The sequence below is a fragment of the Streptomyces sp. NPDC041713 genome, assembly GCF_055591085.1.
In genome coordinates, this window is record NZ_JBVIZY010000006.1 from 198,260 (window position 1) to 219,323 (window position 21,064).

General features: G+C 70.8%; 20 protein-coding genes and 1 CRISPR repeat array. Of the genes, 14 read left to right on the plus strand and 6 right to left on the minus strand.

Annotated features, from left to right (window positions below):
* Positions 1-7: 7 nt before the first annotated feature.
* From casA to cas2e, 7 genes are read left to right on the plus strand one after another with little or no spacing between them, the layout of a single operon-like run.
* On the plus strand, positions 8-1,672 hold the full coding sequence (casA, locus tag ACZ6CV_RS20330) for a type I-E CRISPR-associated protein Cse1/CasA (protein WP_469252453.1): 1,665 nt from the start codon (positions 8-10) through the stop codon (positions 1,670-1,672).
* The gene (casB, locus tag ACZ6CV_RS20335; RefSeq protein WP_469252137.1) at positions 1,669-2,352 is read left to right on the plus strand and encodes a type I-E CRISPR-associated protein Cse2/CasB; all 684 of its coding nucleotides are present in this window, start codon (positions 1,669-1,671) and stop codon (positions 2,350-2,352) included. The genes casA and casB overlap by 4 nt, the downstream gene beginning before the upstream one ends.
* Positions 2,349-3,536, plus strand: a complete 1,188-nt coding sequence (gene cas7e / locus ACZ6CV_RS20340; protein ID WP_469252138.1) for a type I-E CRISPR-associated protein Cas7/Cse4/CasC — start codon at positions 2,349-2,351, stop codon at positions 3,534-3,536. Before casB ends, cas7e begins: the two co-directional genes overlap by 4 nt.
* Positions 3,533-4,276: a type I-E CRISPR-associated protein Cas5/CasD gene (cas5e, locus tag ACZ6CV_RS20345; RefSeq protein ID WP_469252139.1), complete on the plus strand. Its 744-nt coding sequence runs from the start codon at positions 3,533-3,535 to the stop codon at positions 4,274-4,276. Before cas7e ends, cas5e begins: the two co-directional genes overlap by 4 nt.
* A complete protein-coding gene (gene cas6e, locus ACZ6CV_RS20350) occupies positions 4,276-5,067 on the plus strand; it encodes a type I-E CRISPR-associated protein Cas6/Cse3/CasE (RefSeq protein WP_469252140.1) in 792 nt (263 codons plus the stop codon). The genes cas5e and cas6e overlap by 1 nt, the downstream gene beginning before the upstream one ends.
* A gap of 4 nt (positions 5,068-5,071) precedes the next feature.
* Complete coding sequence (gene cas1e, locus ACZ6CV_RS20355; RefSeq protein WP_469252141.1) at positions 5,072-6,055, plus strand: type I-E CRISPR-associated endonuclease Cas1e; 984 nt, start codon at positions 5,072-5,074, stop codon at positions 6,053-6,055.
* Positions 6,052-6,399, plus strand: coding sequence for a type I-E CRISPR-associated endoribonuclease Cas2e (cas2e, locus tag ACZ6CV_RS20360; protein WP_469252142.1), 348 nt, complete (start codon positions 6,052-6,054; stop codon positions 6,397-6,399). Before cas1e ends, cas2e begins: the two co-directional genes overlap by 4 nt.
* A gap of 93 nt (positions 6,400-6,492) precedes the next feature.
* Positions 6,493-6,887: a CRISPR direct-repeat array (repeat unit 29 nt; unit sequence GTGCTCCCCGCACCTGCGGGGATGGTCCC).
* A gap of 106 nt (positions 6,888-6,993) precedes the next feature.
* Here cas2e and ACZ6CV_RS20365 read toward each other — a convergent pair.
* From ACZ6CV_RS20365 to ACZ6CV_RS20375, 3 genes are all read right to left on the minus strand, one after another.
* A complete protein-coding gene (locus ACZ6CV_RS20365; RefSeq protein ID WP_469252143.1) occupies positions 6,994-7,563 on the minus strand; it encodes a DUF6328 family protein in 570 nt (189 codons plus the stop codon).
* Positions 7,564-7,639: 76 nt separating this feature from the next.
* Positions 7,640-8,311, minus strand: a complete 672-nt coding sequence (locus ACZ6CV_RS20370) for a polyamine aminopropyltransferase (RefSeq protein ID WP_469252454.1) — start codon at positions 8,309-8,311, stop codon at positions 7,640-7,642.
* 112 nt (positions 8,312-8,423) lie between these two features.
* Complete coding sequence (locus ACZ6CV_RS20375) at positions 8,424-8,957, minus strand: EF-hand domain-containing protein (RefSeq protein ID WP_469252144.1); 534 nt, start codon at positions 8,955-8,957, stop codon at positions 8,424-8,426.
* A gap of 418 nt (positions 8,958-9,375) precedes the next feature.
* Here ACZ6CV_RS20375 and ACZ6CV_RS20380 point away from each other — a divergent pair, with 418 nt between their 5' ends.
* The 4 genes from ACZ6CV_RS20380 to ACZ6CV_RS20395 all read left to right on the plus strand — a co-directional run bounded on the left by ACZ6CV_RS20380 (position 9,376) and on the right by ACZ6CV_RS20395 (position 13,434).
* Positions 9,376-10,134 (plus strand): (5-formylfuran-3-yl)methyl phosphate synthase, encoded by a 759-nt coding sequence (locus tag ACZ6CV_RS20380; protein ID WP_469252145.1) that lies wholly within the window; start codon positions 9,376-9,378, stop codon positions 10,132-10,134.
* A gap of 85 nt (positions 10,135-10,219) precedes the next feature.
* Entirely contained in the window at positions 10,220-11,371 is a 1,152-nt protein-coding gene (locus tag ACZ6CV_RS20385) for an NAD(P)-dependent alcohol dehydrogenase (protein ID WP_469252455.1), read from the plus strand.
* 81 nt (positions 11,372-11,452) lie between these two features.
* Entirely contained in the window at positions 11,453-12,379 is a 927-nt protein-coding gene (locus tag ACZ6CV_RS20390; RefSeq protein ID WP_469252146.1) for a class I SAM-dependent methyltransferase, read from the plus strand.
* Positions 12,380-12,843: 464 nt separating this feature from the next.
* Positions 12,844-13,434, plus strand: a complete 591-nt coding sequence (locus tag ACZ6CV_RS20395; RefSeq protein WP_469252147.1) for a hypothetical protein — start codon at positions 12,844-12,846, stop codon at positions 13,432-13,434.
* Between the two features lie 132 nt (positions 13,435-13,566).
* On the opposite strand, the gene ACZ6CV_RS20400 is transcribed toward ACZ6CV_RS20395, so the two are convergent.
* Both ACZ6CV_RS20400 and ACZ6CV_RS20405 read right to left on the minus strand, forming a co-directional pair.
* Entirely contained in the window at positions 13,567-14,382 is an 816-nt protein-coding gene (locus ACZ6CV_RS20400; protein WP_469252148.1) for an SDR family NAD(P)-dependent oxidoreductase, read from the minus strand.
* A 64-nt stretch (positions 14,383-14,446) separates the two neighbouring features.
* Positions 14,447-16,024: an MFS transporter gene (locus ACZ6CV_RS20405; protein ID WP_469252149.1), complete on the minus strand. Its 1,578-nt coding sequence runs from the start codon at positions 16,022-16,024 to the stop codon at positions 14,447-14,449.
* A 159-nt stretch (positions 16,025-16,183) separates the two neighbouring features.
* Here ACZ6CV_RS20405 and ACZ6CV_RS20410 point away from each other — a divergent pair, with 159 nt between their 5' ends.
* A complete protein-coding gene (locus ACZ6CV_RS20410; RefSeq protein ID WP_469252150.1) occupies positions 16,184-17,065 on the plus strand; it encodes a helix-turn-helix transcriptional regulator in 882 nt (293 codons plus the stop codon).
* Positions 17,066-17,255: 190 nt separating this feature from the next.
* Here the strand turns inward: ACZ6CV_RS20410 and ACZ6CV_RS20415 are convergent, their stop codons facing one another.
* Positions 17,256-18,446: an ATP-grasp domain-containing protein gene (locus ACZ6CV_RS20415; RefSeq protein WP_469252151.1), complete on the minus strand. Its 1,191-nt coding sequence runs from the start codon at positions 18,444-18,446 to the stop codon at positions 17,256-17,258.
* A gap of 345 nt (positions 18,447-18,791) precedes the next feature.
* On the opposite strand from ACZ6CV_RS20415, the gene ACZ6CV_RS20420 reads away from it, so the two are divergent.
* On the plus strand, positions 18,792-19,490 hold the full coding sequence (locus ACZ6CV_RS20420; RefSeq protein WP_469252152.1) for a response regulator: 699 nt from the start codon (positions 18,792-18,794) through the stop codon (positions 19,488-19,490).
* Positions 19,491-19,681: 191 nt separating this feature from the next.
* Positions 19,682-21,061, plus strand: coding sequence for an LLM class flavin-dependent oxidoreductase (locus ACZ6CV_RS20425; RefSeq protein ID WP_469252153.1), 1,380 nt, complete (start codon positions 19,682-19,684; stop codon positions 21,059-21,061).
* Positions 21,062-21,064: the final 3 nt, after the last annotated feature.

Below are 21,064 nucleotides of genomic sequence, written 5' to 3' on the forward strand. Positions count from 1 at the left end.
GGAAGGCATGTTGACGTTCGACCTGACCAGCCGTCCTTGGATCCCGGTGCTGGACGAGCACGGCGGCGAGGGGGAACTGTCGCTCCGCGACGTCTTCGCCCGCGCGGGCCAACTCCGTGGACTGGTGGGGGACCTGCCCACACAGGAGTTCGCGTTGCTGCGTCTGCTGCTGGCGCTGGCCCACGATGCGCTGGACGGCCCGCGCGACACTGAGCACTGGGCGAGCCTGTGGGCCGACGAGGACTGCTTCGCGCCGGTGGCGGCCTATCTCGATGAACACCGTGAGCGGTTCGACCTGTTGCACCCTGCCACGCCGTTCTTCCAGGTCGCACAGTTACGCACCGTGCGCGACGAAGTGTTCTCCCTCAACCGGATCGTTGCTGATGTCCCCAACGGGGAGCCGTTCTTCAGCTCCCGGATGCCGGCCGTCGACCGTCTCGGCTTTGCCGAAGCGGCCCGCTGGGTCGTGCACGCGCACGCCTACGACACCTCTGGTATCAAGACGGGCATCGAGGGCGATCACCGGGTCAAAGGCGGCAAGGTGTACCCACTGGGGGTGGGCTGGGCGGGCACGCTCGGGGGAGTCTTCGCCGAGGGGCCAAGCCTGCGCCAGACCCTGCTCCTGAACCTGGTCGCCGCCGATACCAGCGGTGTGCGGATCTCTCGCGACGACGCTCCGGCCTGGCGGCGCGAGGCGTACGGCCCCGGTCCGACGGGCCGCACACGTCCGTCGGGCGTGCGCGACCTGTACACGTGGCAGACCCGCCGGCTGCGTCTGCGCTTCGACGCGGACGGCGCCTACGGCGTCGTGCTGGGGTACGGTGACCCGCTCGCCGCGCACAACCTGCACACCCACGAGCCGATGACCGCCTGGCGCAGGAGCCCGGCCCAGGAGAAGAAGCGCGGCGAGCCGCTGGTGTACCTGCCGCGGGAGCATGATCCGGCCCGGTCGGCGTGGCGGGGTATCGAAGCCCTGGTGGCGGGGCGGGCCGAGACGGCACAGGGCGGCGAGGCCGCCAGAGTGCTGCGGCCGGGAATCCTGGAATGGATCGCCCGGCTGGTCACGGATGGCGAGTTGCCGCGCGGCTTTTTGATCCGGGCGCGCGTGGTGGGGGCGGTCTATGGAACCCAGCAGTCGGTGATCGACGAGATCGTCGATGATCGGCTGGCCATGGCTGTGGTGCTGCTGCATCAGCAGGACCGCGTGTATGCCCGCCAGGCCATCGACGCGGTCGGCGAGGCGGAGCGGGCGGTCACCGCACTGGGTGACCTCGCCACGGATCTCGCCCGTGCGGCGGGGAGTGAGAGCGAAGGACCCCGCGCGGCCGCCCGCACCCTCGGCTTCGCCACCCTGGACGGTCCCTACCGTCTATGGCTGCGCGACCTGGCCGCAGCCAAGGACCCCGACGCCCACCGCATCCGCTGGCAGCAGGACGCCCACCGGCACTTGTGGCGCCTGGGCGAACAGCTCATGAGCCAGGCAGGCGAAGCCGCATGGGAAGGGCGGGTCGTGGCCATGAAGAAGGGCTCCGAATGGCTCAACTCGGCACTCGCCGACAAGTGGTTCCGCATCCGCCTCGGAAAAGCACTCAGCGATCCCTACCCCTTTGACCGGCCGCCGGGCAACGGCTCCGCGCAGGGGCCCAACTCCCCACTTGAGGTGCCCGCATGACCACCCTCACCGTTGCGCAGCGCGTCGGCACACTCACCGGCGACCTCATCGTCCCGTTGCAACGGGGCTATCTGAGCGACCAGTCCCACGCGGTCGGCGCGCTGGCCCGGCTACGCCGAGGCGCGGGCAAGGAGTTCTCCCAGGTGCCGGACCTGTGGGGGCTGGCCGACACCACAGCCCTCCACGAGCGGCCCGCCGACGGCGGGCGGCCGCTGCGCGAGGATGAACTGACCTGCGCCGAGGACGCGGTACACGTGGCGCTCACGTTGTGGGCGCTGCACCAGCAGTCCCGCGGCACGGCCATGCACCGGTCCGGCGCCCGCACCGCGCCTCGGGGACTGGGCGCCGCCGTGCGCCAGTTGATGCCACCGGGCGAGATCGCCGAGCCCATCCGCAAACGCTTCGTGCGCGCCGGCACCGCACCTGGACTGCCCACGCTGGCCCAGCGTCTGCGCGAGCTCGTCCTGCTGCTGCGGGGTGCGGACATCCCCCTGGACTACACCCTGCTGGCCGGACAGCTCTACGGCTGGCAGCAACCCGCCGGCCGCGAGGCCGTACGCCGGTCCTGGGGACGGTCCTTCCACTCCTACCGGGCTCCCCACCAGAACACAGCACATATCGGGACTGTTCCTGACGGCATCGACGACATCACTGATCCCACGGACAAGGACACCTCGTGAACCGCATCTTCCTCGACGTGCACGCGCTGCAGACGGTGCCGCCAAGCAACCTCAACCGGGACGACACCGGCGCGCCGAAGTCAGCCGTCTACGGCGGCGTGCCCCGCGCCCGCGTCTCCAGCCAGGCGTGGAAGCGCGCCACCCGTACCTACTTCAGCCAGCAACACCTCCTGGACCCCAGCGAACTGGGAGTACGGACGAAGAAGGTCGCCGAGGTCCTCGCCGCTCGCATCACCAAACTCGACACCTCCCTCGACGCCGTGAAGGCTCTCCAGCTCGCCGCCGAGGTGATTCAGGGGGCGACCGGTTCCAAGATCGAGGCGCCCAAGCGGAAGACCGACGCAGCCAAGGACGGCGGCCAGGAGCCGGCGCCGGAGTCGAAGTACCTGATGTTCCTCAGCGCACGCCAGCTCGACGGTCTCGCCGCGCTGGCCGTCGAGGGCGCAGCCGACATCAAGACCCACCTCAAGGACAACAAGGCACGCGCGCGGGAGATCGCCGATACCCGGCACTCCGTCGACATCGCGCTGTTCGGCCGCATGGTCGCCGACTCCGCCGACTTCAACGTCGATGCCGCGGTCCAGGTCGCCCACGCCATCAGCGTGCACCGCGTGGACAACGAGTCGGACTACTACACGGCTGTGGACGACGAGAACACCGACGCCGAATCGGGAGCCGGAATGATCGGCACCGTCGACTTCAACTCCTCCACGCTCTACCGCTATGCGGCGCTCAGCGTCCACCAGCTCGCCAAGAACCTCGGGGAGGGACTGCGCGAGGACGACCCGCGGACCGCGCCCGTACGGCGCGCGGTCGAGGCGTTCGTACAGAGTTTCCTCGAGTCCCTGCCGACCGGAAAAATCAACACATTTGGGAACCACACCCTCCCCGACGCCGTGATCGTCAAACTGCGCGCCACCCGGCCCATCAGCTATGTCGCCGCGTTCGAGGAACCCGTCTCCGGGGAGAGCGGGCACCTGCGGGAAGCCGTGACCCGCCTCGCGCAGTATGTCCCGGACGTGGAACGCACCTACGGGGACGAGGAGTCCACCCTCTCCTGGGTGCTTCGGGTCGGACCCAACACTGAAGAGCTCACCGCCCTGGGTACGCAGGCTCACCGGCTGAGCGAACTGGTCGAGGCGGTCGGCCAGGCCGTCGCGGAACGCCTGGGCAAGCCCGCATGAGCGTTCTGGTCCTCCGGCTTGCCGCCCCCCTGCAAGCCTGGGGAGCATCGGCCCGCTTCGTGCGCCGCACCACCGAGTCCGCTCCCACCAAGAGCGGCGTCATCGGCGTGCTCGCCGCCGCCCAGGGCCTGGACCGCGGCGACGACGCGGGCCTTTCCCGTTTGGCCGCGCTGCGCTTCGGCGTCCGTACCGACCAACCCGGCACCCGAGTACGGGACTTTCAGACCGCCCAGCACGCGGTCACCGGCAAATCCATGCCGCTGTCCGAGCGCTTCTACCTCGCCGATGCCGTATTCGTCGCCGTCCTTGAAGGTGAGGGCGCCTTCCTGGACGACCTCTACGCCGCCCTGCGCACGCCCTTCCACCCTCTGTTCCTCGGCCGGCGTTCCTGCCCGCCGGCCCTTCCAGTGGAACTCGGCACCCGCGACAGCTCTCTCCTGCAGGCCCTTCGTAACGAGCCCTGGCAGGCCGCCGACTGGTACCAGCGTCTGCGCGGCCAGGAGCTCACGATCTCGCTGGTCGTGTCACGGGAGCCCGCTCCGGGCGAACAGCACGGGGACGTCATACGCGATCAGCCCCTAAGCTTCGCTGCCGCGCACCGGCGTCACGCACTGCGCTCCGTGGTCAGCACCACCGTGGAGGTCCCCAACCCCCGTGCCGTGGTGGCTCCCCGCGGACCGGCCAGCCGCCCGTTGCCGCGCCATGAGCCGTTCGACGCCGTGGAGGAGGAAACTCTCTGATGTATCTGACCCGCTTTCGTGTGAACACCGCACGCCCTGGTGCCCGCCGCCTGCTCTCCTCACCGCAGTCTCTGCACGCGGCGGTCATGTCCTCCTTCCCTGGCCTGCTGCCCACCACCAGCACGGGCGGTACTGAGGGGCCACGCGTGCTGTGGCGTTTGGACCACAACGCCAGGGCCGAGGTAATCCTCTACATCGTGAGCCCTGATCGGCCCGACCTGACCCACCTCGTGGAGCAGGCCGGCTGGCCGGCCGCCGCCCTCGACCCGGACACCCCCGGCTGGCAGAGCCGCCCCTACGGCCCCTTCCTCGACCGCCTCGCCGCGGGCGCCATCTGGGAGTTCCGGCTCACCGCCAACCCGGTCCACCAGATCCGGCGCAAGGACGGCGAACCAACCAAACGCACCGCGCACCTCACCCCCGTCCACCAGCAGGGCTGGCTCCTGGACCCCAAACGCCAGGAGCGGGCGGGCTTCCGCGTCCTGGAGAAGCCACAGCACCAACGCCTGCTGCCCGGCGGCACCACTCGGAACAACCACCCTCACCACGGTGACCGGTACCAACTGACCGTCCGTGACGAGCGCGCTCTGTCCTTCGCCAAGCCTCGCGACGACCGGTCACAGGCCCACCGGGTGAAAGTCGTGACGGTCACCTTCGACGGACGTCTCGAAGTCACCGACCCCGACGCCTTGCGCCGCACCCTCACTCAGGGATTGGGCAAGGCCAAGGCGTACGGCTGCGGGCTCATGACCCTCGCCCCCATCCCGACGCCTCCGGCTCCCGAGGAGTGAGGAGGTGCCGACCGTCGGCAAGCGTGCCGCCCTCACCCCGCGCCACCTCACCCGCACCGGTGAGCGGGTCTCCTTCATCTACCTGGAGCGCTGCACCGTACACCGCGACGCCAACGCCATCACCGTCGAGGACGCCGACGGCACCACCCACATCCCCTCCGCCACCATCGCCACCCTCCTGCTCGGGCCCGGCACCCGCATCACCCACCAGGCGATGAGTGTCCTCGGCGAGACCGGAGCGGCGGTCGCCTGGGTGGGAGAGCACGGCGTGCGCTACTACGCCGGCGGCAGAGCACTCAGCCGCTCAGCCGCACTCGTCGAAGCACAGGCCACCCAGTGGGCCAACCTGCGCAGCCGCCTCACCGTCGCACGCGCCATGTACCGGCTGCGCTTCCCCGACGAGGACCCGGACGGCCTGACCCGCCAACAGCTCCTCGGACGTGAAGGCGACCGTGTCAAAGAGTGCTACCGCACCCAGGCAGCCCGCACCGGAGTGCGCTGGCAGGGCAGGAAATACACCCCAGGCGACTTCGGCAGCGGCGACCCCGTCAACCAGAGCATCACCGCCGCCGCCCAGTGCATGTACGGCATCGCCCACGCCGTCGTCGCCTCGCTCGGGTGCAGCCCGGCCCTCGGATTCGTCCACTCCGGACACGAACTCTCCTTCGTCCTGGACATCGCAGACCTCTACAAAACCGAGATCGGCATCCCCCTCGCCTTCGACATCGCAGCCGAGAGCCCCGAGGACGTAGGCCCCCGAACCCGCCGCGGCCTGCGCGACCGCATCAACGAGACCGGACTCCTGGACCGGTGCGTCCGGGACATCAAACACATGCTGCTGCCCGGCCCCCGGAGCGCGGCTGACGACCCGCTTGGTGATCAGGACCGCGTCACGCTCCAAAGCGACCGCGGCCACCAAGTGGCGGCCGGTGTGAACTACAGCTCCGCAAACGAGGCCACGGACACGGACGAGGCGGTCATCTGGTGACCGTCATCGTCCTCACCACCTGCCCACCCGGACTCCGCGGATTCCTCACCCGCTGGCTCCTCGAAATCGCCGCAGGCGTCTTCATCGGGAACCCCTCCGCCCGCGTCCGCGACGTCCTGTGGAACGAGGTGCAGCAATACGCGGGCCAAGGCCGCGCGCTGCTTGCCCACACCACAAACAACGAACAGGGCTTCACCTTCCGCACCCATGACCACGCTTGGCACCCGATCGACCACGAGGGCCTAACCCTCATCCGCCGCCCGAACACCCAGGCGCCATCCTCCGCCACACCGAAGCCCGGCTGGAGCAACGTTGCGAAGCGCCGCCGATTCGGTAAGGGCTGACCTGGCCACATGTCCCTGTTGCTACTTTTGTCGGACTCGGTAGAGCAGCGTCGAGACGGCTCTGCCGGCTGACAAAAGAGCAGGTCGAGCAGCGTGCTCCCCGCACCTGCGGGGATGGTCCCGAGTAGGCCTCGACGGCGACTTCGCGCAGCTCGTGCTCCCCGCACCTGCGGGGATGGTCCCCCGCTGTTGGCGATGGTGGACGGGGACCCGGAGTGCTCCCCGCACCTGCGGGGATGGTCCCAGGCTGATGTCGGCGATGACGTCTTGCATGTGGTGCTCCCCGCACCTGCGGGGATGGTCCCACCGAAGCCTCACTGTCCCTGACCCGGCACCTGTGCTCCCCGCACCTGCGGGGATGGTCCCTGGCGCCACTGGGCATTGCCGTGGAAGGGGCAGTGCTCCCCGCACCTGCGGGGGTGGTCCCGGGACTCCGACGGCCCCAAGTACACCGCCGGCGTGCTCCCCGCACCTGCGGGAATGGTCCCCGGCAAGGGCCTTCTCGATGGGACTGCCGCTGGTGCTCCCCGCACCTGCGGGGTCCTGTCTTTAAGGGCGCCTGACCTGCGGTCCCCCCCCCGGGCTTGGCGCCGCTCAGACGTCGTCGCCCGGGGAGTTCCGGGCAGCGCGGTGGCGGAGGTGGAGGGGGAGGGCGTACCAGCAGATGGCGAACCACAGCATCACGCCGGCGGCCAGGGCCTCGGCCAGGGGGCCGGGGACGACTATGCGCAGTATCAGCAGGAGCGTGCAGCCGATCGTCAGGGCGAGGAGGACCATGCCGCACGTCATCAGGCGCCCCGCGGTCTCCACCACGTCGTCCTTCATGCGCTGCCCGGACAGGCAGCGGTGGATGGAGACGGGTGCGATCAGCGCTCCCGTGGCCGACGCGCCGAGCACCACCGTGACGACGTAGACGACTCGGTCGAACGTGCCCAGCTCCCGGAACATGGGAGTGAACGCCACGCTCAGCAGGAAGCCGAAGAGGATCTGCACACCGGTCTGGGCGACCCGCGTCTCCTGCAGGATCTCGTGCCAGCGACGGTTGACCCTCTCCCGCGAGGTCTCCGGCGCCTCGGCGGGTCTCTCCCGAGGTGTATGGGCGGGGGTCTCCCTCTCTTCCTTCTCCTTCTTCTTCGACTCGGCCCGTCGCTCGGTCATGGTCATGGCATCCTCCCCGGTTGGTGGGACCCTGATGCCCCAACCGGGGTCTTCCATGCAGGTCGTCGCCGGGGGCGTGCCTCTACAGCTGGGCTGTGTACACCGTGTTGGTGGCGTTCCCGCCCTGCAACGGGTTGGGAAAGTCGACGACGTGGCTCTCCGTCTTCGGGAAGACCTTGGCCAGTACGGCCTGGAACTCGTCGTCGGGCGGGTCGTTCGACCACAGGGCGAAGACGCCGTCCGGGTGGAGCCATCGGGCGAGCGCCCGCAGGCCCTCGGGGCGGTAGAGGGCCGCGTGCGCGGGGTGCAGTACGTGGCGGGGGGAGTGGTCCACGTCGAGCAGGACCGCGTGGAAGCGGCGGCCCGGTTCGTGCGGGTCCAGTCCGTCGTCGGCACCGGCCAGCGCGAAGAAGTCCCCCTGGACCAGGCGGCATCGGGAGTCCGACGTCAACTCGGCCCCGAGGGGCACGTATCCGCCCTCGTGCCATGCGATCACCTCTGCCAGCGTCTCGATCACCGTCAGGGAGCGCACCCGTGGGTCGGCCAGCGCTGCCTGCGCCGTGTATCCGAGGCCCAGGCCGCCCACGACGACGTCGAGGCCGGTGTCCGGAAGAGGCGCGAGGCCGAGGCGGGCGAGTGCGATCTCGCCCGCGGTGAAGAGGCTGGACATCAGGAACTCGTCCCCGAGCTTCACCTCGTACACATCCGCACCGGAGCCCGGGTCCCGGCGCCGCCGCAGGCTGATGTCCCCCATCGGGGTGGGGCGCCAGTCGATCTCCTCGAAACGCCGCTTGCTCACGTGCTGCCTCTTCTTTGGAGTGCGGACTGCGGGCTGCGGATTGCGGGCCGGGACCGTGGGGCCGGAATCAGACCGCCGGGGCCGGTGCCAGCAGGTCCGCGGAGATGCCGCCCTTGTCCGGCGCGTAGAAGTTCTTGATCTCGGCTTCCCAGGCATCCACCCTGATCCGGTCGGCGTCATCGGGCCCGAGGGCCTCGAAGAGGGCCTGGATGTTCGGCAGTTCGAACCCGACCCCCCTCAGCATGCCGGTGAAGACCGGCCGGGTCACCGTACCGGTGCCGTCCAGGTCCCCGAAGCGTGCGAAGCCGGCCGCGAACTCGTCGATCGCCCCGCTGAAACGCTCGGGCGACAGCACGCACGCCTGGTACTCGTCGTAGGTGATCCGGCCGTCACGATTGGTGTCGAGTTCGCCGACCAGCGTCTTCCAGTAGCGCGTGAACGCCGCTCGCATGGCCCGTTCGCTCTCCGCGTCGGCGCCGGGTGCGGCCGCGGCGACCCGGTCGCTCATCAGGTCGAAGTCGTCGGATTCCAGAACTCCGTTGCCGTCGGCGTCAAACAGGGTGAAGACGAGTCGAACGCGGTTGACCGCTTCGCTGCGCATGGGCTCCTACCTTTCGTTCAGGCCGGCTGACGGACAGCCGTGTTCGCGGTGAGCGGGTGGCACGGCCGTCGCGTTGTCACTATGCGGGCCCCGGAACGCCGTGTCCCGGGGCGATCTGACCGGTCAACAGAAAGAGTGAAACGGGCGTCGCTCCGGCATGAACCGGCGCCCCACTAGGGCATGACCCGCCGCAACCCGACGCAGGCAGTACGTGGACCGGCGTGCACGGCGCACTGGGGAGATCGCCGGCGCCTCGTTCGGTCCGCGTGCGCCCTACCCGTGGTCGCGGGACGCACTCGATGATGAGCGCACCGCACGGATCCCGAGCGACTCCGCACCCCCTGTCCACCTCTGCCCTCTGGGCACCCGTGGTGCCCCGGTGCCCCCGTCAGGCTGATCTGCGAAGAAGGAGCCCACATTGCTGCTGCTCATCTCCCCGGACGGCGTCGAGGAAGCCCTCGAATGTGCGAAGGCGGCGGAACACCTCGACATCGTGGACGTCAAGAAGCCCGACGAGGGCTCGCTCGGTGCCAACTACCCCTGGGTCATCAGAGAGATCCGTGACGTGGTCCCGGCCGACAGACCCGTCTCCGCGACCGTCGGCGACGTCCCGTACAAACCCGGCACCGTGGCCCAGGCGGCCCTCGGCGCGGTGGTCTCCGGAGCCACCTACATCAAGGTCGGCTTGTACGGCTGCACCACACCCGAGCAGGCCATCGACGTCATGCGAGGGGTCGTCCGGGCGGTCAAGGACCACCGGCCCGACGCCCTCGTCGTCGCCTCGGGGTACGCCGACGCCCACCGGATCGGCTCCGTCAACCCGCTCGCACTGCCCGACATCGCCGCGCGCTCCGGCTCCGACGCCGCCATGCTCGACACCGCGGTCAAGGACGGGACGAGGCTGTTCGACCATGTTCCGCCGGAGGTCTGCGGGGAGTTCGTGCTCCGGGCCCACCGGGCCGGTCTGCTCGCCGCCCTCGCGGGCAGTGTGCGGGTGGGTGACCTCGGTGCGCTCACTCGTATCGGCACGGACATCGTGGGTGTGCGCGGGGCGGTCTGCGAGGGCGGCGACCGCAACGCCGGAAGGATCAAGCCGCAGTTGATCGCCGCCTTCCGGGCGGAGATGGACCGGCATGCGCGGGACCACCACACGCCGGCCGTGACCGCTGCGGGGTGAGTGCTGGTACGTGCCGCCACGGCCACCACCCACCATGAACCCCGGCGTCCACCCGCGACCTTCGATGCCCGCAGGAGGCGTGACGATGAGGTTCGGCGCGGCGGTACTGCGTTCGTACGACGGCCCGTTCACCGTCGAAGAGGTACACCTGGACACGGGTACGGGCACGGGCACGGGTAGGGATACGGGTACGGATACGGGCACGTGCCCGGCCGACGGCGAGATCCTGGTCGAGATGGCGGGCTGCGGGATGTGCCGGACCGACCTCGCGGTCCGGCGTTCGGCGGGCCGCTCACCGTTGCCCGTGGTGCTCGGCCACGAAGGGGCCGGAGTCGTGGTGGCGACGGGCGGCCCGCACACCGGCCTGAGCGCGGGCGACCACGTCGTCCTGAGCTTCGACTCCTGCGGACACTGCCGAAGTTGCTTGGCCGCAGCTCCCGCCTACTGCGACTCCTTCGCCTCGCTCAACCTCTTCGGCGGGCGCGCGGAGAACGCCGCGCGGTTCACCGACGAGGCCGGGGAGAAGCTGGCTCCCCGGTGGTTCGGGCAGTCCTCGTTCGCGGAGTACGCGGTGGCCCCGGCGCGCAACGCCGTACGGGTCGACCCCGCGCTGCCCCTCGAACTGCTCGGGCCGCTCGGCTGCGGGTTCCTCACCGGCGCCGGCGCGGTCCTCAACTCCTTCGGTGCCGGGCCCGGCGAGACGCTCGTGGTCTTCGGTGCGGGAGCGGTGGGCTTGGCCGCGGTGATGGCGGCCACCGCCTCCGGTGCGGTCACCGTGGCCGTCGACCGGCACCCCGAACGGCTGGCCCTCGCCGAACGCTTCGGTGCGACCGCGGTGAGCGCCGCGACATCCGACCTGCCCGCCCACATCCGGCGACTGACCGGTGGCGGCGCGGCCTACGCCCTGGACACCACGGCCTCCCCTCGGTTGATCAACGACGCGCTCCTGTCGCTGCGTCCGACCGGCCGCCTCGGCCTGGTGGCACGGCTGCACGCCCCGCTGTCGCTCGAACCGGGGGCGCTGGACCGGGGCAGGAGCATCTCGCACATCTGTGAGGGGGACGCGGTGCCGGGAGTGCTGGTGCCGCGGCTGATCGGGCTGTGGCAGGCCGGACGGTTCCCCTTCGACGAGCTGATCCGGACCTATCCACTCACCGACATCAACGAGGCCGAACGGGACTGCGAGGCCGGCCGCGTGGTCAAACCCGTCGTGGTGCCGGAGCGCGGGAGCCGGTGAGCGGGGACTTCGAGGCCTCGCTCCCTCTCGTTCGTACGTACTTCTCGCTCTACGGGGACCGCATCCGCCAACGGAGGAAACGTGGCCGGCACAACGCATCACCCCACTCACCCCGCTCACCCCACTCCTACGGACGGCGTGGAAGGAGGTGTGGGCGCGACCGCTCTGCTGGTCGCCGCGGCGCGGGCGATCGAGACCCACCGCCCCGACGCCCTGGCACGGGACGTCTACGCGGAGCACTTCGTGCTCACCGCACCGGCCTCCGCCGGCTGGCCGGTCCGTATGCACCAGGTCGCGGACGGGGACGCGAACCCCCTGTGGGGGCGGTTCGCGCGGTACTTCGGTCTGCGGACGAGGGTCCTCGACGACTTCCTGCTCCGGTCGGTGCACACGTCAGGCATCCGCCAAGTCGTGTTGATGGGCGTGGGGTTGGACTCGCGGGCCTTCCGCCTCGACTGGCCCTCCGAGTGCGTCATCTTCGAGATCGACCGGGAAGGGGTGCTCCAGTTCAAGCACGAGGTACTCGACGGGTTGTCGGCCACCCCGAGGGCGAAGTGCGTACCCGTCCCCGTCGATCTCCGCGCCGACTGGGTCGCGGCGCTGGCCGACGCCGGCTTCGACACGGCCGCGCCGACCGCGTGGCTGGCCGAGGGGCTGCTGTTCTACCTGCCGCCCGCCGCAGAGACGTACCTCGTCGACAGGATCGACCACTTGAGCGCGGCAGGCAGTGCCCTGGCCTATGAAGTCAAGCTGGAGAAGGACCTGCTCGCCTACCGCGACAGCCCGCTCTACACCGCGACGACGCGGCAGATCGGCATCGACCTGCTCGACCTGTTCGACACCGGACCGCGCCCCGACTCCGCCGGTGACCTCGCGGGCAAGGGCTGGTCCACGACGGTCCGTACCCCCTTCGACTTCACCCGCCGGCACGGACGCGGCCCGCTGCCCGAGCCGAACGACGCGTTGGCGGGCAACCGGTGGGTGTTCGCGCACAAGCCCCGGCGGTGACGTGCAGGCCCGGCGATGACGCACAGGGTCACGGTGTCCGAAGCGGGAGGGAGAGCAAGTGAGCGGGAGACCGTGGTGAGTTGCTGGGTGTCGGCGCTCAAGGTGTCCTTGGCGGGGAGGATGATGCCCACCGCGCGGGAGGTCGCGGGCTCGCCGCCCGCTTGGGCGGCCAGGGCGCGGGGGATGAGCGTCGCGCCCTCTTCTGCGTGTCTCGTCGCCCCCCCCCGCACCCACCGCCTGGGTCCTGGGCGGGTACTGACGTGGGGGCAGGTGTGCGGTCAACTTCGATGTCAGTCAAAACGTGATCTTGACTGGGTAACGCTCCCTTTGCCCCGTCTCCGCCGGTGTCGACCCCAGGGGGTGCACCTGAGTGAAGGGGGTGCACCTGAGGGGAAGCTCGTGCTTCGTTGTCCGCCGCCGTGAACGGGAGTCGCGCTGTGTCAGATACGACGACTGGAGTGCGGGTGACACCGAAGCCGGCCGCCGCCCAACAGGTCCGCGCGCTGACGCGGGCCCTCGTCGGGTGGGTGGGCAGGCGGCCGCTCGACGGCGCGTCCGAGGCCGAGGGGCCGACCCTGATCCGCCACTCCGCGGAGGTCCGGCAGATGGTCATGGCCCTGACGCTGTGTGAGATACCGGTCGCCTTCCTGGTGTCGTCGATCCTGCCGGTGCCCGCGCGGTTCCCTCACGCGCTGCTCGAAGGGGCACTGATCCTGCTCGGTTTCAGCGTGCTCGCGGCCATGGCCCGGCATCCGCACCGGGTGTCCGCCTCCCGGGTCGTCCTGAGCACCGGATTCATGGGGGAGATCTCCCTACCGCGCGAAAACGTTCGCTCGGCCAGCCGGTCGATGCGCACGATCCCCGGCCGCGGCCTGCGGCCCGTGCCCGACGAACCGGGGTCCCTGGCCTGCTCGGTCGGCGGCTCCGTCAGCGTCTGCGTCCACCTCGAACCGCGGGTCCTCGTCGACCTCGGGAAGGACGGGACGATGGAGGTCACGTCGGTCTACGTCTCGGCGGACAACCCGGACGCGTTTCCCAGAGCCCTGAAGATCTGAAGCCGTGATCCGTGATCAAGGAGTCGTCTGTGAACCACGAAAGTGTCTCCACGGGCGTCGAGCGTGACAACCGGCAGGCCCTGGAGGAGTTCCTCGGCTGTTACGCCGAGTCGGTGTCGTACGAACGACGGATCAGGCGGCCGTGAAGCCGCCGTCTGCGGCGAGTACGGCGCCCGTGATGAAGGAGGAGCGCGGGGAGGCCAGGAAGCACAGGACTTCCGCGATCTCGCGGGGCCGCGCCACCCTGCCCAAGGGGTGGACGTCCGCGAAGGACGCGAGGTAGGCGCGGCTGTCGGGGCGGAACGTGTCGAGGAAGTCCGTCTCGACCACGCCCGCGGCGACGAGGTTCGCGCGGATGCCGAGGGGGCCGCCCTCCAGTGCGAGGACCTTGGTCAGTTGGGCCAGGGCCCCCTTCGACGCGCTGTAGGCGGCCCCCTGGGGCAGGCCGACCGTGGACGCGTACGAACCGGTGCTGACGATGGCGCCGCTGACGCCGCGCCCCTCCATCGCCCGGAAGGCTTCGCGGGCGAAGAGGAAGGCGCCGCGGGCGTTGACGTCCATCACGCTGTCCCAGTCCTGTGCGGTGGTGTGCGTGACGGGCTTGTTCAGGGTGCGTCCGGCGTTGTTGACCAGGATGTCGAGGCCGCCGAAGGCGTCGACGGCGGCGCCCACCGCGCGGGTGGCGGTCTCCTCCGCGGTGACGTCGCCGGTCACGGTCACGACCCCGGCCAACTCCGTTGCGAGGGCGCCCAGTTCGGGGCGTGTGTCGAGGGCGACGACGTGGGCGCCGCGGGTGTGGAGTAGGGCTGCGGTCTCCTTGCCGATGCCGCGTGCGGCGCCGGTGACGAGAGCCGTTTTCCCGGCGAACTCGGCGGACTCGGCGGAGGCGGCGAACTCGGCGGAGGCAGCGGCTTCGGTGGCTTCGGGGGACGGGGTTCGGGGTGTCATGTGGGTGCTCCCTGGTGAGGTCTGGGGTTTGGGGTCTTGGGTCGGTGGTCAGTGAGGTGTCGGGTCAGTGGTCCCGGCCCTCGGTCGGGCTCCCGCGCCCGATGAGCGTGGCGGCGGCCAGGCCCGCGAGCACGGTGGCGACGATGACGCCGGTGCCGAGGGCGTAGCCCGCCAGGGGGTCGCCCCGGTCCGTCCGCTGTCCGGCCTCGACGACGGCGGTGACCAGGGCGAGGACGACCGCGCCGCCGATCTGCATGAAGGTGTTGAGCAGGGCACCCGACAGCCCCTGGTCCCGGTCGGGCACCCCGGCCACCGCGCTCATGTTCAGGGCCGGGAACGTCGCCGCGGTGCCGATCCCGTTGACGACCATGACGGGCAGGACCACCGTGAGGAACGGGCTGTCGGGGCCGATGCGGAAGAACAGCGCGTAGGACAGCGCGAGGAGCAGCATCCCGGCGGCGATCATCCTGGGCGCGCCGAACCGGGCGGCGAGCCGCCCGGCGAACGGTGCCAGCGCGCCGTTGGCGAGGCCCAGCGGGACGAAGGCGCCGGCGGTCTGCAGCGGCGTCCAGCCCAGCACGTTCTGCAGGTAGAGCGTGGCCAGGAACGCGAACGACGTGTAGGCGCCCCACATGGCGAAGATCGTCAGGTTGGTCGCGGCGGTCGTGCGCCGGGTGAGGAAGGGCAGCGGGACCAGGGGCGTGCGGGCGCGGGACTCGGCACGTACGAACAGGACGAGCAGGGCGGCCGCCGCGCAGAAGAGGACGAGGGTACGGGCGGACAGCCAGCCGTACGAGGGGGCCAGGGTGAGGGCGTAGACCAGGATCACCAGCGCTCCGGTGGCCGTCAGCGCGCCGGGCACGTCGAGCTTTCCGCGGGCGCCGCCCCGGGGGTCCGGCGGGAGCAGGCGCGGTCCCGCGAGCAGCGCCGCCACGGCGATGGGTACGGGGAGCGCGAAGACCAGCCGCCACGACTGTTCGGTCAGTACGCCGCCGAGCACGAGACCGCCGACGAAGCCACAGGCGCCGGCGGTGGCGTACCAGCCGAGGGCACGGCCGCGCCGTGGGCCCTCCGGCCAGTTGGCGGTGATCAGGGAGAGCGCCGCCGGGGCGAGGAAGCCCGCCGCGACGCCTTTCACCAGACGCGCCGCGATCAGCAGTTCCCCGGTCGGGGCGAGCGCACCCAGCACGCTCACCACGCCGAAGACGGCGACCGAGGTCAGGAACGCGCGCCGCCTGCCGAACAGGTCGGCGACCCGCCCGCCCAGGAGCAGGAACCCGCCGTAGCCGAGGGCGTAGGCGGAGACGATCCACTGCAGGGAGCCCGCGGCCAGGCCGAGGTCGTGCTGGATCGCGGGCAGGGCCACGCCGACGTCGGACAGGTCGATGGCGTCCATGAAGTGAGCTGCGCACAGTACGAGCAGGGCCGGGGTGCCGGGTCGCGGGGAGACCTCGGCGGCGCCTCCGGGTCCGTCGGTGGCAGCTCCGGGGCCGTCGGCGGCAGCTGTGGGTCCGTCGGCGTCCGTGGCGGTCTCGCGGGCATCCGTGGTGGTCTCGTCGGCGTCCGCGGCGTCCGCGGCGTCCGCGGCGCCCTCGTCGGCATGTCCGACATCGCGGCCGCCGCTCCGTGCATCGGCTGTCATCAACGTGGCCTTCCTCGGTGGGGTGCAGGTGCCTCGGTGGGGTGCAGGTGTCGTGCCCGACCGAGTCTGTGCAGGTCAGCGAGGGGGTACCAGGGTGCTCGTTGCCTGGGTGCGGCACACCCAGGCTGTGGGAGCGGGCCACGGCCTAGCCTGGACGGCATGGACGACAACCACCTCGGGGAGTTCCTCCGCGCGCGCCGCGCCGGTCTGCGGCCGCAGGACGTCGGCATGCCGAGTCACGGCGTACGCAGGGTCGCGGGACTGCGCCGCGAGGAGGTCGCCGTCCTGGCCGGCGTGAACGCGGACTACTACACGCGGCTGGAGCAGGGCCGTGAGCGCCATCCCTCGCCGCAGGTGCTCGGCGCGCTCAGCCGTGCCCTGCTGCTCGACGGGGACGCCCGCGACCACGTGCACCGCCTCGCCGGTGTCTCACCGGACGGGCAGGACCGCCTCCACGCCGGCGAACACGTCAGCCCCGCGCTGCGGCAGCTGATGGACGGCTACCCGCACACTCCGGCGTTCGTGATGAGCCGCACCCTCGACCTGCTGGCCGCCAACGCCCTGGCCGACGCGCTGTACGCCCCCTTCACCCCTGCGGACAACCTGGCCCGCATGACGTTTCTCGACCCGGCCGGACGGCAGTTCTACCGGGACTGGGACCGGGCCGCCCAGGCCGCGGTCGCCAACCTGCGGCTGGCGAGCGGCTTCGACCCCGAACACCCGCGTCTGCGGGACCTGGTGGACACGCTGACCGAGCGCAGTGCGGCGTTCCGGCGGCTGTGGGCGCAGCACACGGTGCGCGGGAAGACCCGGGACGCCAAACAACTCCTCCACCCCGACGTGGGGCGGCTCTCCCTGACCTACCAGTCCTTCGACGTCAGGGACGCCCCGGGCCAGCAACTCGTCATCTACCACGCCGAACCGGCCGGCCCATCGGCCCAGGCCCTGGCCCTCTTGGGCTCGCTGCACGCCTCCCGGAGGCCTTCTCTGCTGGCGCGGCGCAGGGCTGGGTCGTCGGACGCGACGGAGCGCAACGCCTGACGGCGCTCCGTGTCGGGTACGCCAGTGCATCCGTGCCGGGTACTCCGGTGCCTCCGTGCCGGGTACGCCGGTGCCGAGCGTGGTGCGGCGGACGTCGTCCGTCCGTAAAGGCCCCACCTCGCCAGCCCGTGAGTAAGTACGCACGTGCCGCGCCCCCCCCACAGTCGTACCCCCCCGGCCCCCCGCCCCCCTACCCCCGCCGCTCCCTCCACCGCACCCCCGCCCCGAACCACCCCGCCAGTTCCTGTGCGTTGCGTTCGATCTCCCGGTCGTCCGCTCCCGTCAGGACGTAGGCCGCCAAGTAGTGGGCGGACTTCACTCCGCCCTCGTACGACGTGCCGATCGTGGCGCGGAGGCGTTCCTCCACCACGAACGGTGGGGGGTTGTGGGGCAGGGCCGCCAGCGTCGCGCGCTCGGGGTAGAAGACGACCCAGCCCGCGCTCCGGCCGGGAGCGACGCCGTGCGGGCGGGCGCTGGTCAGGGTCCGCGGGGCGACCTGCGCACGGAACCACTGTTCGTCGAGGCTGAAGCCGGTCGCCGCGTGGATCGCGGGGGAGGTGAGCGCGCCGCCCGTCCTGCTGCCGACCTCGCACAGCACCAGGCGGTCGTCGGGCGTGTGGAAGACCTCCAGGTGGAACGTGGTGCACTCGGGGGTGGGGAGTGACGCCAACACCGTGCGGGCGTAGGCGATCAGACGGTCCGTCATGGGGCGGTCCGATGCCAGTTGGGCCGAGCCCAGGTACACGCCGTCGTGGAACGACAGGCAGTCGTTGAGGTAGCGCGAGGCGAACGTGGCCACCGGCGCGCCGTCCGCCACCAGGCCGTCCACCACGTACATCCGGCCCTCCACGAACCGCTCCACCTCGGCCTGTTCGGGCAGGCCGGCGGCGAGGAGCCAGGCCAGGTCCGCGGGGCCGCGCAGCACCTGGGTGCCCGTGGAGCCGGAGCCGAGGGCCGGCTTCACCACCACGGGGTAGCCGTGCTCGCGGACGAAGCCGAAGAGATCGAAGGCCACCCGGACCGGGGCGAACTCCGGTACCTCCAGACCGTGTCGGCGCACCAGGTCCTTCATGTGGACCTTGTCGCGGAACGCGAGCGCGCCGGCGAAGTCCTGGCCCGGTACGCCGAGCAGTTCCCGCAGCCGCGCGGCGCGCAGCAGGTCGCCCTCCATGCGGGCGATGACCGCGCCGATCGGCGTGCGCCCTGCGATGTCGAGGGCCAGCCGCTCGGCCTCGCCGCCCTCGCGGAAGTCGGCGACGGAGACGGCGTCGGGGATGTGCCGGTACTGCGGGAATTTGGCCGCGGAGACCAGAAGGTACGGCCGTACGCCCGTATCGGCCGCCCACTTGTCGTACGGAGTGTCCGCATAGTCGCTGTCCACGAAAGCCAGAACATTCCGTGCCGCGCCGGAACTCATCGACATCTCCGCGCCCCCTCTCACCGCGCGCACCGGCTGCGCGCGGCACCCAGGCTAGGGGCGTGAGCCCAGGTCAGGGCCGTCCCGGCGGATACCTCGGCTTTACCTCGGAAAGATTGTTCTGCTCATTGCGCCCGTGTAGGAAGAACGGAGACCCAGAGTTTTTGATCTTGCACAGGAAACGGGGGGGAAGTTGAAGAACCAACGAATTCTCGCCGCAACGCCATCGGTTCACGACCACGGACCGGTGAATTTCCCGCATACCCTCGCGGGCTCGTCCGACCCGGAAATGCAGCCGGGAGCCGCGCCGTGATCGACGTGCTGGTCGTGGACGACGACTTCCATGTGGCCGAGATCAACTCCCGGTACGTGTCCCGCATTCAGGGCTTCCGCGTCATGGGGCGGGCCCACACGGCCGCCGAGGCGCTGCGGGCCGTCGAGCGCGGCGGCGTCGACCTGATGCTGCTCGACCACTACCTCCCCGACGAGGACGGGCTCCAACTGGTGCGCCGGTTGAGGCGGCTCGGACACGAGACCGACGTCATCATGATCTCGGCGGCGCACGGGGCGGAGCAGGTGAGCTCGGCGCTGCGCAACGGCGTCCTGCAGTACCTCGTCAAGCCGTTCACCTTCGCCGCGCTGCGCGCCAAGTTGACCTCGTACGCGCAGATGCGGGACCGGCTCGACCGCTCGGACTCCCTGGGCCAGGGCGAGGTGGACGAGATCTTCGGCACGCTGCACACGCCGGTCCGCGCGGAGCTGCCGCCCAAGGGCTACTCGGCGGCGACCACCGAGCACATCCGCGACGTACTGCTGCGGGCCGGCAAGGCGCTGTCCGCGCAGGAGGTGGCCGACCGCACCGGGGTGAGCCGCTCCACCGCGCAGCGCTACCTCAAGCACCTCCAGGAGTGCGGCACCGTCCAACTCGCCCTGAAGTACGGGGGAGCGGGCCGGCCCGAGCACCACTACGAGACCGCGCACGGCGCCTTACGCCCGCACCCCCGCTGAACTCCGCGGCAGTCGAGAGAAGCGGCAGTCGAGAGAAGCGGCAGCCGAAAGAAGCGGTAGTCAAAAGAAGCAGAAGGGGATTTCCGCAGTAAAGCCACAGTGCCCGCTAAACCGTGTCCGCCCCTGGCTCCTGATCTAGTGTCCGACTCGATCCACAAGCTCCTCACCTGCAAGGACACCGGAGACCTGCTATGGGCGTGACACGCCGTACGCTCCGCCTCGGAGCCTTTCTCCTGGCCCCCGGGTACCACGTCGCCTCCTGGCGGCACCCGACGGCCCGCGCGAACGGCGGCCTGGACTTCGCTCACTACCGCGAGCTCCTGCACACCGCCGAGCGCGGCAAGTTCGACATGTTCTTCGTCGCCGACGGGGTGGGCATCCGCACCCCGTACCGCGACGCCGACGACCTGAGCCGCTGGGGCCGCTTCCTCCAGTTCGACCCGCTGACGCTGCTGTCCGCCCTCGCCGTGCACACCACGCACATCGGTCTCGCGGCGACCGCGTCGACGACGTACAACGAACCGTTCCACATCGCGCGGAAGTTCGCCTCGATCGACCACCTGAGCTCCGGCCGCTCCGCCTGGAACATCGTCACCTCGGTCACCGACGCCGAGGCGAAGAACTTCAACCGCGACTCCCAGCCCGACCACGCCGCGCGCTACCACCGCGCCCGGGAGTTCATGGAGGTCGTCACCGGCCTGTGGGACAGCTGGGACGACGACGCGTTCATCTGCGACAAGGAGTCCGGGCGCTACTTCGACCCGGCCGGGCTGCACGTCCTGGACCACAAGGGCGAGCACTTCTCGGTGCGCGGGCCGCTCAACGTGGCCCGCCCGCCGCAGGGTTACCCCGTCCTCGTCCAGGCGGGCGCCTCCGCGGACGGCCAGGACTTCGCCGCGCGCTGGGCGGAGGTGATCTTCACCGCGGCCCAGACCCTGGACGAGGGGCGGACGTTCTACCGCGGCATCAAGGAACAGGCCGCCGGCTACGGACGCGACCCCGACCAGATGAAGGTCATGCCGGGCCTCTTCCCCGTGATCGGCCGCACCCGCGCCGAGGCCGAGGACAAGTACGCCGTGCTGCAGGAACTCGTCGACCCCGTCGTCGGGTTGGGGCTGCTCACCCAGCTCCTCGGCGACATCGACATCTCCGGCCTCCCGCTGGACGAGCCGCTGCCCGAACTGCCGCCCACCGAGGGCAGCACCAGCCGCCAGCAGCTCGTCTACGACAAGGCGCGCCGCGAGGGCCTGACGGTCAGGGAGCTGTACCGGTCCCTGACCGGGGGCCGCGGCCACCGCATCGTCATCGGCACCCCCGACGACGTCGCCGACCTCATGGAGGAGTGGTTCACCGGCGGGGCCGCCGACGGCTTCAACGTCATGCCGCCCGTACTCCCCGAGGGCCTGGACGACTTCGTCGACCTCGTCGTGCCCGAGCTGCAGCGCCGCGGCCTGTTCCGCACCGAGTACGAGAGCACCACCCTGCGCGGCAACCTCGGCATCGACCGGCCCGCCCGGGGTGCCGCGGCCCGCGTCCCGCTGAAGCCGGGCCCGTCCCGAGTCCAGGAGTGAGCA